The sequence below is a fragment of the Nocardioides sp. NPDC000445 genome, from assembly GCF_040300245.1.
GTDB lineage: Bacteria > Actinomycetota > Actinomycetes > Propionibacteriales > Nocardioidaceae > Nocardioides.
The window spans coordinates 525,687-542,576 of sequence record NZ_JBEPDH010000001.1; the positions used below are offsets into that span (position 1 = coordinate 525,687).

The 16,890-nt window shown below is 68.5% G+C and carries 15 protein-coding genes; 5 read left to right on the plus strand and 10 right to left on the minus strand.

The window, feature by feature from the left end:
- Positions 1 to 2: 2 nt before the first annotated feature.
- Together ABT304_RS02475 and ABT304_RS02480 are read right to left on the minus strand one after the other, a co-directional pair.
- A complete protein-coding gene (locus tag ABT304_RS02475) occupies positions 3 to 950 on the minus strand; it encodes an LCP family protein (RefSeq protein WP_350713188.1) in 948 nt (315 codons plus the stop codon).
- Entirely contained in the window at positions 947 to 1,612 is a 666-nt protein-coding gene (locus ABT304_RS02480; RefSeq protein ID WP_350713189.1) for a hypothetical protein, read from the minus strand. The genes ABT304_RS02475 and ABT304_RS02480 overlap by 4 nt, the downstream gene beginning before the upstream one ends.
- Positions 1,613 to 1,831: 219 nt before the next feature.
- Between ABT304_RS02480 and ABT304_RS02485 the strand changes: the two genes are divergently transcribed.
- Positions 1,832 to 5,578 (plus strand): multifunctional oxoglutarate decarboxylase/oxoglutarate dehydrogenase thiamine pyrophosphate-binding subunit/dihydrolipoyllysine-residue succinyltransferase subunit, encoded by a 3,747-nt coding sequence (locus ABT304_RS02485; RefSeq protein WP_350713190.1) that lies wholly within the window; start codon positions 1,832 to 1,834, stop codon positions 5,576 to 5,578.
- 64 nt (positions 5,579 to 5,642) lie between these two features.
- On the opposite strand, the gene ABT304_RS02490 is transcribed toward ABT304_RS02485, so the two are convergent.
- Positions 5,643 to 7,814, minus strand: coding sequence for an MMPL family transporter (locus ABT304_RS02490; RefSeq protein WP_350713191.1), 2,172 nt, complete (start codon positions 7,812 to 7,814; stop codon positions 5,643 to 5,645).
- A gap of 86 nt (positions 7,815 to 7,900) precedes the next feature.
- On the opposite strand from ABT304_RS02490, the gene ABT304_RS02495 reads away from it, so the two are divergent.
- Together ABT304_RS02495 and ABT304_RS02500 are read left to right on the plus strand one after the other, a co-directional pair.
- Positions 7,901 to 8,587, plus strand: a complete 687-nt coding sequence (locus ABT304_RS02495) for a TetR/AcrR family transcriptional regulator (protein WP_350713192.1) — start codon at positions 7,901 to 7,903, stop codon at positions 8,585 to 8,587.
- Positions 8,588 to 8,614: 27 nt separating this feature from the next.
- The gene (locus tag ABT304_RS02500) at positions 8,615 to 8,791 is read left to right on the plus strand and encodes a DUF6104 family protein (RefSeq protein ID WP_183543693.1); all 177 of its coding nucleotides are present in this window, start codon (positions 8,615 to 8,617) and stop codon (positions 8,789 to 8,791) included.
- Positions 8,792 to 8,904: 113 nt separating this feature from the next.
- Here the strand turns inward: ABT304_RS02500 and ABT304_RS02505 are convergent, their stop codons facing one another.
- Genes ABT304_RS02505 through ABT304_RS02515 form a run of 3 tightly spaced genes read right to left on the minus strand, consistent with a single transcriptional unit; the run spans position 8,905 to position 11,377 of the window.
- Entirely contained in the window at positions 8,905 to 9,108 is a 204-nt protein-coding gene (locus ABT304_RS02505; RefSeq protein ID WP_350713193.1) for a hypothetical protein, read from the minus strand.
- Positions 9,109 to 9,134: 26 nt separating this feature from the next.
- On the minus strand, positions 9,135 to 10,259 hold the full coding sequence (locus ABT304_RS02510) for a fatty acid desaturase family protein (protein ID WP_350713194.1): 1,125 nt from the start codon (positions 10,257 to 10,259) through the stop codon (positions 9,135 to 9,137).
- Between the two features lie 23 nt (positions 10,260 to 10,282).
- Complete coding sequence (locus tag ABT304_RS02515; RefSeq protein ID WP_160027685.1) at positions 10,283 to 11,377, minus strand: flavin reductase family protein; 1,095 nt, start codon at positions 11,375 to 11,377, stop codon at positions 10,283 to 10,285.
- Positions 11,378 to 11,523: 146 nt separating this feature from the next.
- Here ABT304_RS02515 and ABT304_RS02520 point away from each other — a divergent pair, with 146 nt between their 5' ends.
- Positions 11,524 to 12,159: a TetR family transcriptional regulator gene (locus ABT304_RS02520; RefSeq protein WP_350713195.1), complete on the plus strand. Its 636-nt coding sequence runs from the start codon at positions 11,524 to 11,526 to the stop codon at positions 12,157 to 12,159.
- 4 nt (positions 12,160 to 12,163) lie between these two features.
- On the opposite strand, the gene ABT304_RS02525 is transcribed toward ABT304_RS02520, so the two are convergent.
- From ABT304_RS02525 to ABT304_RS02540, 4 genes are all read right to left on the minus strand, one after another.
- Entirely contained in the window at positions 12,164 to 13,705 is a 1,542-nt protein-coding gene (locus ABT304_RS02525) for an MDR family MFS transporter (protein WP_350713196.1), read from the minus strand.
- A 199-nt stretch (positions 13,706 to 13,904) separates the two neighbouring features.
- Entirely contained in the window at positions 13,905 to 14,873 is a 969-nt protein-coding gene (locus ABT304_RS02530) for a zinc-binding dehydrogenase (protein WP_160027679.1), read from the minus strand.
- A gap of 121 nt (positions 14,874 to 14,994) precedes the next feature.
- Positions 14,995 to 16,188, minus strand: coding sequence for an NAD(P)-dependent malic enzyme (locus ABT304_RS02535; RefSeq protein ID WP_160027677.1), 1,194 nt, complete (start codon positions 16,186 to 16,188; stop codon positions 14,995 to 14,997).
- A 163-nt stretch (positions 16,189 to 16,351) separates the two neighbouring features.
- Positions 16,352 to 16,726, minus strand: a complete 375-nt coding sequence (locus ABT304_RS02540) for a S24 family peptidase (RefSeq protein WP_160027675.1) — start codon at positions 16,724 to 16,726, stop codon at positions 16,352 to 16,354.
- Between the two features lie 54 nt (positions 16,727 to 16,780).
- On the opposite strand from ABT304_RS02540, the gene ABT304_RS02545 reads away from it, so the two are divergent.
- Positions 16,781 to 16,890 (plus strand): superoxide dismutase [Ni] (locus tag ABT304_RS02545; RefSeq protein ID WP_305367623.1); only part of this gene is annotated, 110 nt, incomplete at its 3' end.

Here is a 16,890-nt window from a genome sequence, read left to right on the forward strand (position 1 = left end):
ATTCAGCCGCGGCAGCCGCGGTTGAGCCGGCCGTCGTTGCGCGCGTCGTTGCCCATCGCCCGGGCCGCCCCGACGTTCGGGAAGACCACGCTGGCGGCGCCGGCGTTGCCGATCCCTCCGGGAACGACGCAGGTGCGGATCTTGCCCGGGTTGATCGCGGCGACGGCATTGGCGAGCTGGTAGAGGTCGCGACCGGAGAGGCCGGTGGTGTGCATCTTCTTCATCACCAGCGAGACGCCCTTGGCCTTGAAGCCGATGTCGTACTGCCGGGCGACGATCTTGCGGTGGATGCCGCGGATGACCCGAGACTGGTTGGCCGAGCGGTCGAAGTCGCCGCCAGGCAGCGTCTTGCGGGCCCGCGCGAAGTCGACCGAGTGGGGACCGCTGATGTGGATCCGGCCCTTCTTGAAGCCGTAGCGGGCGACGTACGGATCGCTGAAGGCACGCGGGTTGTCGACGTCGACGCCACCGATCCCGATCACCATGTCGCTCATGCCGGAGAAGGAGGTGACGAAGACGTACTGCGGCTGCACGCCGACCAGGTTGCCGACGGCGCGGCCCATCAGCTTCGGGCCGCCGTAGAGCAGCGCCGAGTTGATCTTGTCGCGCCCGTGGCCGGGGATGTTGACGTAGGAGTCGCGCGGGATGCTGATGTCGGTCGCGTACCCCGAGGACGGGTTGAAGCCGATCAGGTGCAGCGCGTCGCCGCGGCTGCGGGTGACCTTCTGGCCCGGGCGGGCGTCCGAACCGACGGCGAGGACCCAGATCGTGCCGCCCTTGCGGGTGAACTTGGCGACGTCGAGACCCTTGGCCCACTTGGTCGCGATCAGCTCCGCGCGCGGCTCGGCGACCTCGGCGTCAGGCACCAGGACCGCGGTCAGCGCGAGCACCACGCCCAGCGCGAGTGTGGTCAGGAGGCGGCGGCGTACGAGCGTCGTCATCCGGTTCATGACTTGTCTCCCGAGGGGCTCGGCGAGGCGGACGGCGCCGAGGACGGGTCCTGCGCCAGCTTCTCCTCGCGGGTGATGTTGAAGCCGAAGACGGCCCAGGAGGTCTTGGCCGGCACCATGTCCAGGGTGCCGCGGACGGTCTGGCGTGAGGCCCGGTCACCCGTGGTGTCGTAGACCAGCCGCACCCGGGCGACCGCGCCGACCGGGTAGTTGTTGTTGGCCAGCAGATCGACGTGGACGTTGCTGGCGACCACCTCGACCCCGTCGATGTGAGGAGCGATCGTGGCGTTGCTCATCTGCGTCATCTGCTTGCCCGCCTGGGCGATCGCGCCCTTGGAGAAGCCCGGGAAGGACTTCGCCGTGAAGGTCGAGGTCTCGCGCGGGTAGTCACCCCCGACGTACGCCGCCTGCAGCCACCGGTCGACGACCTTGGCCACGTTGGTGGAGACCGCCTGGTGCCGGCTCTTGGGGAACTTGCCCTGCACGTGGACGAGCTTCGCGGCCGACTTCACCGTGGCCGCCGGGGCCGGCGACGGGGACGGCGAAGCGGCCGGCTTGTCGGGCTCACCGCCGCATCCGGTGAGTGCCAAGGTGCTGCTCAGGGCCGCCGCCGTGAGTGCCGTTGCGACGCGCGAAAGGCGCCTCGTACTGCTGCTCGTCATGTGGGGAATCCGCCTCATAGACCTGCTCCGGGACCGGGCCACTGTACGCATACCGACCCGGGTTGCGCGTACACCCGGTCGGTAACGCAAGATGTGGGACGGATTACATCCTGTCCACAGGGAGAACCTGCATCGGGCATTTGCGTGTTCGTGGGGATAGCCTTGCCCGTGGGCAACCATTTCTTACAGTGCGAAAATTCGGAAGAGGCGAATCAAGCCGTGTCCTCAGGCACCCCGTCCCCCAACACTGCCGACATCCCAGCGGAATTCGGCGCCAACGAGTGGCTGGTCGAGGAGATGTACGACCAGTACACGAAGGATCCCAGCAGTGTTGACCCCGTGTGGGTGAAGTTCTTCGAGACCAACGGACAGCCTGGCGCGTCGCCGAACGGCGCGGCGGCCCCGGCGAAGCCCGCTGCCAAGTCTCCGGTCCCCACCGCACCGGCCGGCGCGCCGGCGAACGCGCCCGCGCCGACCACCCCCGCCTCCGCCGAGGCGCCGGCCGCCAAGGCGGCCCCGGCCCCCAAGGCGAAGCCGCGCCCGGCCGCGCAGGCCGCCGAGCCGGCCACGGGCACCGCGACGCCCACCCCCAAGGACGCCCCGAAGCCGACCGCCGTCGCCGTCACCGACGAGCCGACCTACACCACGCTGCGCGGCATCCCCGCCGCCACGGCCAAGAACATGGACGTGTCGCTCTCGGTGCCGACCGCGACCTCCGTGCGCAACATGCCGGTCAAGCTGCTGTGGGACAACCGCACGGTCATCAACAACCACCTCAAGCGCGCTCGCGGTGGCAAGGTCTCCTTCACCCACCTCATCGGCTACGCCATCATCAAGGCGATCAAGGCGATGCCGGCGATGAACAACACCTACGCCGAGATCGACGGCAAGCCGACCCAGGTGACCCCGCCGCACATCAACCTCGGTCTGGCCATCGACCAGCAGAAGAAGGACGGCACCCGCCAGCTCGTGGCGCCCTCCATCAAGGGCTGCGAGCTGATGGACTTCGCCGGCTTCTGGACCGCGTACGAGGACATCGTCCGCAAGGCCAAGGACAACAAGCTGTCCATGGCCGACTACTCCGGCACCACGGTCAGCCTGACCAACGTCGGCGGCATCGGCACCAACAACTCGGTGCCGCGGCTCATGCAGGGCCAGGCCGCGATCATCGGCGTCGGCTCGATGGACTACCCGCCCGAGTTCCAGGGCGCCTCCCCCTCGAAGCTCGCCCAGAACGCGGTCTCGCGGATCATGACGATGACCTCGACGTACGACCACCGGGTCATCCAGGGCGCCCAGTCCGGCGAGTTCCTGGCCACCGTCCACCGGCTCCTGCTCGGTGAGAACGACTTCTACGACGAGATCTTCGCGTCGCTGCGGATCCCCTACGAGCCGATCCGCTGGAACCAGGACATCGACACCACCCACGACGACCAGATCTCCAAGCAGGTCAAGGTCGGCGAGATCATCCACGCCCACCGCGTGCGTGGTCACATGATGGCCGACACCGACCCGCTGGAGTACAAGCAGCGTTCGCACCCCGACCTGCAGATCGAGTCGCACGGGCTGACCCTGTGGGACCTCGACCGCGAGTTCCCGGTCGGCTCCTTCGCCGGCGGCCGCAAGCCGTTCATGAAGCTGCGCGAGATCCTCGGTGTCCTGCGTGACTCCTACGTCCGCACCACCGGCATCGAGTACATGCACATCCAGGACCCCGAGCAGCGCCGCTGGATCCAGGACCGCGTCGAGCGGCCCTACGACAAGACCCCGCGCCAGGAGCAGCTCCGGATCCTGTCGAAGCTCAACGAGGCCGAGGCCTTCGAGACCTTCCTGCAGACCAAGTTCGTCGGCCAGAAGCGGTTCTCCCTCGAGGGTGGCGAGACCGCGATCCCGGTCATCGACGAGGTCTGCGAGGCCGCCGCCGAGGCCGGTCTGGACGAGGTCACGATCGGTATGGCTCACCGCGGCCGCCTCAACGTGCTCGCCAACATCGTCGGCAAGTCCTACAACCAGATCTTCCGCGAGTTCGAGGGCAACATCGACCCGCGCACGGTCCAGGGCTCCGGCGACGTGAAGTACCACCTCGGCGCCGAAGGCGAGTTCCTCTCCGACCTGGGCGACACGATCAAGGTCTCCGTCGCCGCCAACCCGTCCCACCTCGAGACCGTCGACCCGGTCCTGGAGGGCATCGCCCGCGCCAAGCAGGACGTGCTCGACCAGGGCGCGGTCTTCCCGGTCCTGCCGCTCCTGGTCCACGGTGACGCCGCGTTCGCCGGCCAGGGCGTGGTCGCGGAGACGCTCAACCTGTCCCAGCTGCGTGGCTACCGCACCGGTGGCACCGTCCACCTGGTCATCAACAACCAGGTCGGGTTCACCACCTCGCCGGGCTCCTCCCGCTCCTCGCTCTACGCCACCGACGTCGCGCGGATGGTCCAGGCGCCGATCTTCCACGTGAACGGCGACGACCCGGAGGCCTGCGTGCGCGTCGCGCGGCTCGCCTTCGAGTACCGCCAGGCGTTCAACAAGGACGTCGTCATCGACCTCATCTGCTACCGCCGCCGCGGTCACAACGAGGGCGACGACCCGTCGTTCACCCAGCCGATGATGTACGACCTGATCGAGCAGAAGCGCTCGGTCCGCAAGCTCTACACCGAGTCGCTGATCGGTCGTGGTGACATCACGATCGAGGAGGCGGAGCAGGTGCTGGCCGCCTACCAGGCTCGCCTGGAGCAGGTCTTCACCGAGGTGCGCGAGGCCGACAAGATGCCGCAGGCCTGGGAGACCGTCCCGGACTACCCCGAGAAGCCTGCCGGCGAGACCGTCACCGCGATCACCAACGATGTGCTGAAGCGGATCGCGGATGCGTACGTCACCCCGCCGGAGGGCTTCACGGTCCACCCGAAGGTGATGCCGCAGCTGCAGCGTCGCGCGACCCAGATCACCGACGGCGGCATCGACTGGGGCACCGGCGAGACGCTGGCGTTCGGGTCGCTCCTGATGGACGGGCGCCCGGTGCGTCTGGCCGGCCAGGACTCGCGTCGCGGCACCTTCGTGCAGCGCTTCGCGACCATGATCGACCGCAAGAACGCCGACGAGTGGACGCCGCTCAACAACCTCACCGAGGACCAGGCGAAGTTCTACGTCTACGACTCCCTGCTCTCCGAGTACGCAGCCCTCGGCTTCGAGTACGGCTACTCGGTCGCACGGCCGGACGCGCTGGTCCTGTGGGAGGCGCAGTTCGGTGACTTCGTCAACGGCGCCCAGTCAGTGATCGACGAGTACATCTCCGCAGGCAAGACCAAGTGGGGCCAGGACTCCGGTGTCGTGCTGCTGCTGCCGCACGGCTACGAGGGCCAGGGTGCCGACCACTCCTCGGCGCGCATCGAGCGGTTCCTCACGCTGTGTGCCGACGACGCCATGGTCGTGGCGCAGCCGTCCTCGCCGGCGTCGTACTTCCACCTGCTGCGTACGCACACCCTCGGCGCCGAGCACCGGCCGCTGATCGTCTTCACCCCGAAGTCGATGCTGCGCCGCAAGGAGGCCGCCTCCCAGCCGGCCGACTTCACCTCGGGTTCGTTCCAGCCGGTCATCGCCGACACCGAGGCGGACGCCGCGAAGGTCAGCACCGTCCTGCTGGTCTCCGGCCGCCTCACCTGGGACCTCACGGTCGAGCGTAAGAAGCGGGGCCGCGACGACGTCGCGATCGTCCGCGTCGAGCAGCTCTACCCGTGGCCGACCGCGGAGCTCGCCACCGAGCTCGCGAAGTACCCCAACGCCAAGGTCAAGTGGGTCCAGGACGAGCCCTTCAACCAGGGCCCGTGGCCGAGCTACTACCTCAACGTGGTTCCCGAGCTGGGCCGCGCGGTCGAGCCGATCACCCGCCCGGCCTCCTCCACCACCGCCGTCGGCACCATCAAGCGGCACACGGTCGAGCAGAAGGAGCTCATCGAGCGCGCCTTCGCCTGATCCCGCACCACACCAATCGCCGAGTCGGCGCGTTCTGACGCGCCGACTCGGCGTGGTTTTCTCGTCAGACCGGTACCGGGACCGGCTCCTCGCTCAGGCCCACCTTCTTGTGGAGACGTCGCAGCGGGCGGGGTGCCCACCAGGCGGCCTCCCCGAGCATCCGCATGGCTGCTGGGAGGAGGATGCCGCGGATCAGGACAGCGTCGATGAGGATCGCCAGACCGACCCCGAGGCCGAAGAACTTCATGAAGCTGATGTCGCTGACCATGAACGCGAAGAAGCTGGTCGCGATCAGGGCGGCGGCGGTGGTGACGATCCGGCCGGTGTGAGCCAGCCCCTGTACGACCGCCTCGACGTTGCCGAGACCGCGCCGGCGCATCTCGGTGATCCGGCCGAGCACGAAGACCTCGTAGTCCATCGACAGCCCGAACGCGATCACCAGCAGCAGGACCACCATCGAGACGTTCAGCGGCATCGCGGTGAAGCCGAGCAGATCGGCACCGAATCCCTCCTGGAAGATCAGCACGGTCGTCCCGACCGTCGCGCCGAGGCCGATGACGTTGAGCACCAGCGCCCGGAGCGGCTGCACCAGGCTGCCGGTGAACAGGAACAGGATCACCACCATCGCGATCGCGAGCCCGCCCACGGCGTACGGGAGCTTGGCGCCGATGGCGTCGAGGGAGTCCAGCAGCTCCGCGGCGCCACCGCCGACGAGCGCCTCGGCCCCGGCTGGCGACGGGACGGCGCGTACGTCACGGACCAGGTCACGTGCTTCCTCGGACTGACGGTCGAGCTGGTTGACGACGGCGAGCTCGTCCGCGCCGTCCCCGGGCGGGAGGGCCGGCGTCTTCGAGGCGAGAGTGCCCTCGACGTACGTCCCGACGCGGGTGTCGACACGATCGACGTCGTCGACCCGGGAGAGGTCGGCGGCGTACGTCGCCAGGCTCTCGTCATCGATGGTCGAGGTGGTCACGACGCGGATGGGGCTGGTGCCGTCGCCGTCGAACTCCTCGCGCAGCAGGTCGCCGGCCTGGCGGCTCCCCGCCGATGCCGGGAGGACCCGGTCATCGGGGGTGCCGAACTCGATGCCGGCCAACGGTGCGGCCATCGCGATCAGGACGGCCACAACAGGGAGCGCGACCCAAGGCCGCCTGGTGACGAAGCCGGCCAGCCGGGTCCAGAACGGGGCGGCGCCACCGCGGAGGCCGCGGACCCCGGGGACGCGGAGAGCGTCGATCCGGTCACCCAGGAGGGTGATCGTGGCGGGGAGCAGTACCACCGCGACCACCGCGGTGATCACCATGACCCCGATCCCGGCGTACGCCGAGGAGCGCAGGAAGTAGAGCGGGAAGACGAGCAGCGAGGCCAGTGAGACCGCGACCGTGGTGGCGCTGAAGACGATCGTCCGGCCGGCGGTCTCCACGGCGCGCACGACGGCGTCGGCGTGCTCCGCCCCAGCGGCTCGCTCCTCGCGGACTCTCGCCACCATCAGCAGGCCGTAGTCCACGGCGAGGCCGAGCCCGAGGCCGGTCGTCAGGTTGAGGGCGTAGATGGAGACGTCGGTGAAGTTGCCGAGGATCGAGAGCTCGGCGAAGGTGCCGGCGATGGCGAACCCTCCGACTCCGATCGTGACGGCGGCGGCGACGACGTTGCCGAAGGCGAGGACCAGCAGCGCGATCATCAGCGGGATCGCGATCGCCTCGGCAAGGGCGAGGTCGGCGCCGATCTGGCTGCCGACCTCCTCGAAGGTCGCGAGCTGCCCGCCGACGTGGACCGTCGTGGCACCGTCGGCCGCGGTCTCGTCGGTGTAGCGGTCGATCACCGCGGCGGCGTCGACCGTGTCCGGGTTCTTCGCGCCGGCGGAGATCAGGCCGTGGGTGCCGTCGTCCGAGATCATGCCGGGACCGGGGGCATCGAGGTAGGAGACGACGTCGGTCAGGTCGTCGTCTGCTCGGAGACGGTCGACGAGCGCCTGAGCGTCCTTCGCCGCCGCGCCGTCGGTCACCGCGCCGTCGGCGGCGCTGACGGTCAGGAGGAAGCCGGCCCCGTTGCCGAAGCCTTCCTCCAGCGCAGTGGCAGCACGGCTGCTCTCCGAGGCGGGGTCGTCGAAGCCGGCGTCGTCGAGCTTGCCGAAGGCCGAGGTGGCCAGATAGATCGCGCCGAGGAGGGCGATCAGGCCGATCACCAGGACCCGGCGCGGATTTCGCACCACGAGGGTGCCGAGTCGGTGGAACACGATTCCTCCAGAATGAATGTGGGCAGGCGTAAACTTTGCAGGTGTTAACTTTCCCTTTGATGTGGGCAGGTGTCAACATGAATTCCGTGAAACCCTCAGAGAGCTCGGACGAGGGCGCCCGGCCCTATCACCACGGCGACCTCCGGAACGCACTGGTCGATGCGGCCGCGACGCTTGCCGAGGAGGGCGGCCCGGACGCGGTGACCATCCGAGCCGCGGCCCGCGCCGTCGGCGTGACCCCGACCGCGACCTACCGCCACTTCGCCAACCAGGCCGACCTGCTCGTCGCCGCCAAGCACGAGGCCATGGACCGGCTGGCCGCGACGATCCTCGACCTCTTGGCCGCCGAGAAACCGGCACCGCACCCGGCCGAGGCCGCCGTACAGCGCCTCGCGGCGGCCGGGCGCGGCTACATCCGCTTCGCGCTCGCTCAGCCCGGCCTGTTCCGCACCGCCTTCCTCCGCCCGCACGACGAAGACCCGCACCCGCCCGAGGAGATGTCCGCGATCCTCGCCGAGGCCCCGCCGTACGCCTTCCTCACCACAGCTCTCGACGACCTCGTCGCGGCCGGCTGGCTGGCCCCCGAGCTTCGCCCCGACGCCGAGACGGCGGCCTGGTCCACCGTCCACGGCCTGGCAGTCCTGCTCGTCGACGGCCCCTACCGCACCTGCCCCGACTCAGAGCGTGATCGGCTCATCAACGCCACCCTCGGCATGGTCGTACGCGGCCTCTCCGGAGGCCCGGCCTCCGACGCACCACTGACTGGCAACTGATCAACCGGAGAATGAAAGACTGACGCCATGTACTTCACCGACCGCGGCATCGAGGAGCTCGTCACCCGTCGGGGCGACGAGGAGGTCACCCTCGCCTGGCTGGCCGAGCAGCTCCAGGCCTTCGTCGACGTACACCCCGAGCACGAGACCCCCATCGAGCGCCTCGCCACCTGGCTGGCTCGTCTCGACGACCCCGAGGACTGACACCCCACGCCGAGACGTCACGTACGCAGGCCGAGACGTCAAACAGGTCGGCCGAGTTGGCATCCCATTGCCAACTCGACCGACCTAAGTGACTTCTCGGCCGACGTGGGTGACTACTCGTCGAGGTCTTTCTCGGCACGCTTGGCGGCGGCACGGAGCTCGAAGAGCTCGGTGGCGAGGCCACCGATGGCACCGGCCACGTCGCGTACGGCGCCGGTGATGATCATGGTGACCTGACCGACGGTGGTCGCGGTGACCTCGACGGCGCTCTGTGCGACATCCTTGCGGATCTCGTTCTTGCTCAGCTCGGGCTCCATGACAACCCATTGTGGCTGCTCAGGCGTCATGCTGCGACTCCCTGGAGAGCGGGAGCGGTCTCGGCACCGTCAGCGGCGGGGCGCTTACGGTCGGGGAGGGCGTACCTGCAGATCTTCTTGAAGACGCCCCACAGCTGCTGGTGCAGCGGGCCGGTGTTGTACGCCAGGTCGTAGCGCTCGCAGATCTCGCGGACCTCCTCGGCGATCTCCGGGTAGCGGCGGGCGGGGAGGTCGGGGAAGAGGTGGTGCTCGATCTGGTGGGACAGGTTCCCGGACATGATGTGGAAGATGCGCCCGCCGGTGATGTTGGCGGAGCCGAGGAGCTGGCGGTAGTACCAGTGACCCTGGGTCTCGTCCTCGCACTCCTCCTGCGAGAAGGAGGCGACGCCGGCCGGGAAGTGGCCACAGAAGATGATGTTGAAGGCCCAGATGTTGCGGACGAGATTGGCCACACCGTTGCCGAGGAACGTCAGCGGCGCCAGCGGACCGGAGAGCAGCGGGAACAGGACGTAGTCCTTCAGCGCCTGGCGCTTGACCTTCTTCATGAGGCCGCGGTGCAGCTCGGCGTTGTCCGACATCTTGCGCTTGCCGGCGACGATGTTCTCGACCTCGAGGTCGTGCATCGCGACACCCCACTCGAAGAAGATCATCAGCAGGAACGCGTAGATCGGGTTGCCCAGGAAGTAGGGGTGCCACTTCTGGTCCTCGTCCATCCGCAGGATGCCGTAGCCGATGTCACGGTCCTTGCCGAGGACGTTGGTGAAGGTGTGGTGGATGTAGTTGTGGGAGTACTTCCACTGGTCGGAGGGGCAGACGTTGTCCCACTCGAACATGCGCGAGTTGAGGTCGGGGTCGCCCATCCAGTCGTACTGGCCGTGCATGACGTTGTGCCCGATCTCCATGTTGTCGAGGATCTTGGAGATCGACAGACAGGCGACGGCCGGAACCCAGCCGATCACGGGCAGGTAGAAGAGCGCGCGGCCGGCGAGCTCGAAGGCGCGCTGCTTCTTGACGATGTCGTAGATGTAGGCCGAGTCCTTCTCGCCCAGGTCGGCGACGATCCGCTGGCGGATGGCGTCCATCTCTTTGCCGAAGGACTCGAGCTCTTCGGGGGTCAGTCGGCGGTTGCCGGTCTTCTCAACGGTGGTCATGGGGTGTCTCCTTGAAGGAATCGTCAGAGGTCCACGGAGCAGTCGCCCTCGGGCGTGCTCACGCAGATCCGGATCTGCTCGTCGGGGAGCTCGGAGGTCTCGCCGGTCAGGACGTTGCGGACCCGCCCGGAGCTCTTGTTGGTCGTGCAGGAGAAGCAGATCCCCATCCGGCAGCCGGACTCCGGGGTCAGCCCCGCAGCCTCGGCCTGGTCGAGGATCGTGGCGCCGTCGTTGGCGACGGTCTTGCCGGTGCGCGCGAACTCCATCTCGCCGCCGGCCACGCCGGCGTTCTTGGGCGGCTTGAAGTACTCCACCCGGAGTGACTCCGTACCTTCGTACGCAGCCTGGGCCGCCTCGATGAGCGAAGCCGGTCCGCAGGCCCAGGTCGGCAGGTCCCGATATCCCGGGACCAGCTTCGAGAGCAGCGCCGGGGAGAGGTAGGGCGCCCCATCGGCGGTGTGGAGGATGTGCAGGTCGACGCCGTGGCCCTGGTGACGGATCTCCTCGAGCTCGTCGGCGAAGATCTGGCGGTCGGCGCTGGGCGCCCAGTGCAGGAAGGTGACCTTGCCCCGGTGCGTACGCCGCTGCAGGGAGCGGAGCATGGACATCACCGGAGTGATGCCGGAACCGCCCGAGATCAGCACGATGTGCTCGGGCACACGGTCGGGGAGGACGAAGTCGCCCTCGGCCTGAGACAGGTGGACCAGGGTGCCGACGGTGGCTCGCTCGGTCAGGTACTTGGAGATGCTGTAGGGGGTCGCGTGCTCGTCGTCGTGGGCACGCACCGTGATGGTGAGCGGCTCACCCGGCTTCCCCTCGGTGTTGGAGACGGTGAAGACGCGGGTGGTGCGCCGCCCCTCGCCCGTGTCGATGCCGACACTGACGTGCTGGCCGGCGCGGTGGCCGCGCCAGGTCGAGGTGGGCTGGAGCGTCACGGTCGCCACCCGGGGCGCGCCGGGCGCGCTCACCTCCGGGTGGATGTCGGTGATGCGGGCGCGCACCTCGTGCGCGGCCAGCATCGGGTTGATCTGGGTCAGGTAGCGGTCGATGCCGTGCGGTGAGGCGAGCGCCGCAACCGTGCGGGAGCGGAGGATCCGGCCGCCGAGGTCGAGTGCCATGTGTTTCGCCTTTCAGTGAACATCTGTACACCGACAACGATGGCGGGTCACCACAACCCGCGTCAAGACACGACGCACGTGGTCCAGATCACGGTGTACAAGTGTGCACCTGATGCTTCGGCAATCCCTGCCTCTAGGATGGTCTGGTGATCGATACGGGTGCGGAGCCGGAGAGCCGTGCGGAGCGCAAGCTCCGGACCCGGCGAGCGATCCTGGACGCGACGCTGGAGCTGTGCTCCGACAGCTCGCTGACCGCCCTCTCGCTACGCCAGGTCGCCAAGCAGGTCGGCATCGTGCCGACCGCGTTCTACCGCCACTTCGACTCCATCGAGTCGCTCGGGCTGGCGCTGGTCGAGGAGTCCTTCGACTCGCTGCGCGACCTCTTCCGCGACGTACGCCGCAACGCCCAGGCCGACCAAGACATCGTCGACGGCTCGATCGATGCCCTGGTCGACCACGTCCACCGCCGCCGCGATCACTTCGGCTTCATCGCCCGCGAGCGTGTCGCCGGACCGCGTTCGGTGCGCGACGCCATCCGGCGCGAGATCGAGCTCTGCGAGCGCGAGCTCGCCACCGACCTGGCGCTGATGACCGGCACCGACACCTGGACGGCCAAGGACCTGCACGTGCTCTCGTCGCTGTTCGTGACCGTCCTGGTCGCGACCGCCGAGCAGATCCTCTCCACCGCCCGCCCCGAGCAGGAGGAGCAGATCGTCGCGACCGTGCGCACCCAGCTGAGGATGCTGCTGATCGGCGTCTATCAGTGGCGCTCGGAGCCGTAGCCGACTAGCAGCCGCACACCGCGGGCTCGCGGCCGTGCTCGCACAGCTCGGCGAGCTCGGCATCGATATCGGCACCCGGCTCTCCCGCCGAGTCCTCAACAGAGTCCTCGTCAGACTCGCCGTAGCCCTCGGCCCGAGCCGGCAGCAGGACAGCCATCACGACCACGATCAGAGCCAGTCCGGCGCTGACCATGAACGCGGCCTGCAGGCCGCTCACCTGGGCCGCGACGGCACCGACCTCGTCGATGACCTGGTCGCTGCGTACGGACATCACGGTGACCGCCAGGGCGGTGCCGAACGCCGCCGCGACCTGCTGGAGCGTGCCCAGGATCGAGGAGCCGTGGGAGTAGAGGTGCGACGGCAGCGACCCGAGACCCAGCGTGAAGACCGGGGTGAAGGCAGCCGCCAGGCTGACCATCAGGACCAGGTGGAGCACCAGGACGAGCAGGTAGGGCGTGGTCAGCGAGATCTGAGCGAGCCCGGCGAGAGCGACCACGATGCCGACGGAGCCCGGGATGACGAGCACCCGGCCACCGTAGTTGTCGAAGATCCGTCCCACGGTCGGCCCGAGCAGACCCATGGCCAGGCCACCGGGCATGACCAGCAGACCGGTCATCAGCGGGGACAGACCGCGCACGGTCTGCAGGTAGAGCGGCAGCAGGATCATCGAGCCCATCATCGCCAGGAACGCGATCGCCATCAGGACCAGCGACTTGGTGAAGGTGGGGTGCAGGAACGCGCGCAGGTCCAGCAGCGGCGATCCGACCCGCTGCAGCCGGAGCTGACGGAGCACGAACGCGAGGATCAGCAGGGCACCGAAGGCCGCGATGACGACCGGACGCCCGACCTCGCCCTCGGCGAACCGGCTCAGCCCGTAGACGAGCGAGCCGAACCCGAGCGCGGCGATCACCACGGAGGCCCAGTCCACGCTCGACTCCGCGGGCTCGTTGACGTTCTCCAGCCGGCGCAGCCCGGACCAGGCGACGCCGGCGGCGATCGGCAGGACCAGCAGGAAGAGCAGTCGCCACGAGCCGAAGCCGAGGATCAGCCCGGAGATCGTCGGGCCCAGTGCCGGCGCGACCGAGATCGCCATGGTGACGTTGCCCATCACCCGGCCCCGGTCGTTCTCGTCGACCACCGTCATCAGCGTGGTCATCAGCAGCGGCATCATCACCGCGGTGCCGGCGGCCTGGATGACCCGGCCGGCGAGCAGGATCCCGAAGACCGGCGCGATCGCCGAGATCAGGGTGCCGGCGATGAAGACACCCATCGCCGTGGCGTACGCGGTCCTGGTCGTCACCCGCTGCAGGAACCAGCCGGTCACCGGGATGACCGACGCCATGGTCAGCATGAACGCGGTCGAGACCCACTGAGCGGCATGCTCGGTGACCCCGAAGCTGTTCATCAGGTTCGGGATCGCGTTGAGCATGATCGTCTCGTTGAGGATCACCACGAAGGTGGCCAGCACGAGCAGGGTGATGACGGCAGGCGTACGCCGCTTCTCACCGTCGAGTGGACGGTGTGATGTTGTGACGGCAGCAGTCATGACGTGTTCCTCGGGTCGTACGCAGGGGCCCGGTGCCGCCCGCTCTATACATAGATCGAACGGGCGGGGCCGATTTCGACATCACGCCACGAGAAACTTTTCGAGCCCCCCGGCAGTGACACTCAATGGTCCCTTGTTGAACCGGGGAGAGTCGAACGATATTCCGTACGTCACACGGCCGTACGTCACGTTGCCGGCGTCAGAGAGTGAAGACGACCTTCCCGAAGAGATCACCAGCCTGCATCGCCTCGAACCCGGCCTTGGCCTCGGTCAGCGGCATGGTGCGGTCGATCAGCGGGCGGGTGCCGGTGGCCTCGAGCAGCGAGACCAGGCTGGCCAGCTCGTTGCGGGTGCCCATCGTCGACCCGATCACCTTCAGCTGCAGGAAGAAGATGTTGGTCAGCAGCGCGTCGTCGAGGTTCGCCCCCGACGTGGTCCCGCTGATGATAATCGCTCCGCCGGGACGCAGCGATCGCACCGAGTGCTTCCAGGTCGCGCGCCCGACGGTCTCGATCACCGCGTCGACCTTGACGGGCAGCCTCTCCCCCGACGGCAGGGCCTCGTGGGCGCCGAGCTCGAGGGCACGCTTCTGCTTCGCCTCGTCACGCGAGGTCGCGTAGACCTTGAGGCCGGCCGCCCGCGCGAGCGTGATCGCCGCGGTCGCCACTCCCCCGCCGGCGCCCTGCACCAGGACCGAGTCGCCGGCCTTGAGCCCGCCCTGGGTGAACAGCATCCGGTAGGCCGTCAGCCATGCCGTCGGCAGACAGGCGGCCTCCTCGAACGACATCCCAGCCGGCTTCGGCACGACGTTGCGCCGCGGCACGATGACCTTCTCGGCGAAGGTGCCCTGGTGACGCTCGGAGAGCAGCGACCGCTTCGGGTCGAGGGTCTCGTCGCCGGTCCAGTCGGGCGAGGAGATCACCGAGTGCACCACGACCTCGTTGCCGTCCTCGTCGAGGCCGGCCGCGTCGCAGCCCAGGATCATCGGCAGCGCCTCGGCCTTGAGCCCGACCCCCTGCAGCGACCACAGGTCGTGGTGGTTGAGCGAGGCTGCCTTGACGGTGACCGTCGTCCACCCGTCCGGAGCGACAGGGTCGGGCCGCTCCCCCAGCACGAGGCCGGAGATCGGATCGTCGGATGAGAACTTCTCGGCGTACGCAGCGAACATGCGCCCGACCCTACCGACCTGAGCGGTTCCTCGATCAAGGTGTGCAGATCGCGGGACACATCCCCAGCGGAGGTCCGCCGGGGATGTGTGCCTTCGTCTGCATCCCTTGCCGAAGGAACGCTCAGGCGCGAGCGACCCCGTCGATCCGGGCGGCCTCGGCGACCGCAGCGGAGACGGCGGGGCCGACGCGGGGGTCGAACGGCTCGGGGATGATCTTGTCCGCGGAGAGCTCGTCACCGACCAGAGCGGCCAGCGCCTGCGCGGCGGCGAGCTTCATCCCCTCGGTGATCGAGGAGGCGTGCACGTCGATCGCGCCCCGGAAGATGCCGGGGAAGGCGAGGACGTTGTTGATCTGGTTGGGGAAGTCCGAGCGACCGGTGGCGACGATGCTGGCGTACTTGTGCGCCACGTCGGGGTGGATCTCCGGGTTCGGGTTGGCCATCGCGAAGACGATGGCCTGCGGGGCCATGGTCGCGACGAGCTCCTCGGGGACGGTGCCGCCGGAGACGCCGACGTAGACGTCGGCGCCGGACAGCGCGTCGGCCAGCGAGCCCGAGCGGCCGGTGACGTCCGCGGTCACCTCGGCGATCGCCTTCTTCGACTCGGTCAGGTCCGAGCGGGTGGAGGAGATGACGCCCTTGCGGTCGAGCAGGGCCAGGTCCTTGATGCCGAACTCGAGCAGGATCTTGGCGACCGCGACGCCGGCGGCACCGGCACCGGAGATGACCACGCGGGTCGACTCCGGGTTGCGGCCGGTCAGCTTCAGCGCGTTCATCAGCGCGGCCAGCGTGACCACGGCTGTGCCGTGCTGGTCGTCGTGGAAGACCGGGATGTCGAGCGCCTCCTTGAGGCGGTCCTCGATCTCGAAGCAGCGCGGCGCGGAGATGTCCTCGAGGTTGATCCCGCCGAAGCTCGGCGCCATCCGGATGACGGTCTCGACGATCTCGTCCACGTCGGTGGTGTCCAGGCAGATCGGGATCGAGTCGACGCCCCCGAACTCCTTGAACAGGACCGCCTTGCCCTCCATCACCGGCATCGCGGCGGCCGGGCCGATGTCACCGAGACCGAGCACCGCGGTGCCGTCGGTGACGACCGCGACGGTGTTGGGCACCCAGGTGTAGGTGTGGGCCAACTCCGGGTTCTCGGCGATCGCGGTGCAGACCCGGGCGACACCGGGGGTGTAGGCCATCGAGAGCGATGCCTTGTCGGAGACCGATGCGGTCGCCGCGATCGCCATCTTGCCGCCGCGGTGAAGCTCGAACACCGGGTCGCCGTCATAGGCGGTGCTCTCGGTGGACAGGGTGGACTCGGTCATAGGGGGCCTCCAGAAAACTACGGACTCGGACGTCGGGCGGTCGAACGCGAGCCGAAGGGTGGAGCCGCGCAAGGCGCCATCTACAGGGATGTGATGCCCGGATGGCAGTTTCCCACAGGCTACCGGAGGAAGCGGTTGATGTTTCCTACAGGTGACGAAGCCCTCATCTGGAGCCCTCATCCAGAGACTCACCCAGGAAACGTGGGCGTGGCCAGAGTCGGGCCACGACGACGCCGAGCACGTCGGAGTCCGCGACGGGCCCCCGATGACGGGAGTCGATCACCCCGGGGGCGGCCGGGTTGTCCGAGAGCAACCACCACCCGGGGCGCCCGGAGACGGTCGTACGCCGCTCCACCGCCCGCTTCACCACGACTGCCCCGTCGGCGAGCCGGGCGACGACCACGCAGCCGGGCTTCGGCGTACGTCCGTAGGAGACCCACAACCGGTCTCCTGCTCGCAGCGTCGGCTCCATCGAGACCCCTACGACCTTCGCCATCCCCCAGCTGTGTCGGGGTGCCCTGGCCGCGATGTCTTCCATGCGGAGTAGTGTCGCAATCCGTAGGACACATGAACACTCTTTGAGAGGACCCGCATGTTCGCGCGACTTTTCGCTCCCACCATCGAGGTCTCGGCCCACTGCGACCTGCCCTGCGGCGTCTACGACCCCGCCCAGGCCCGCATCGAGGCCGAGTCCGTCAAGGC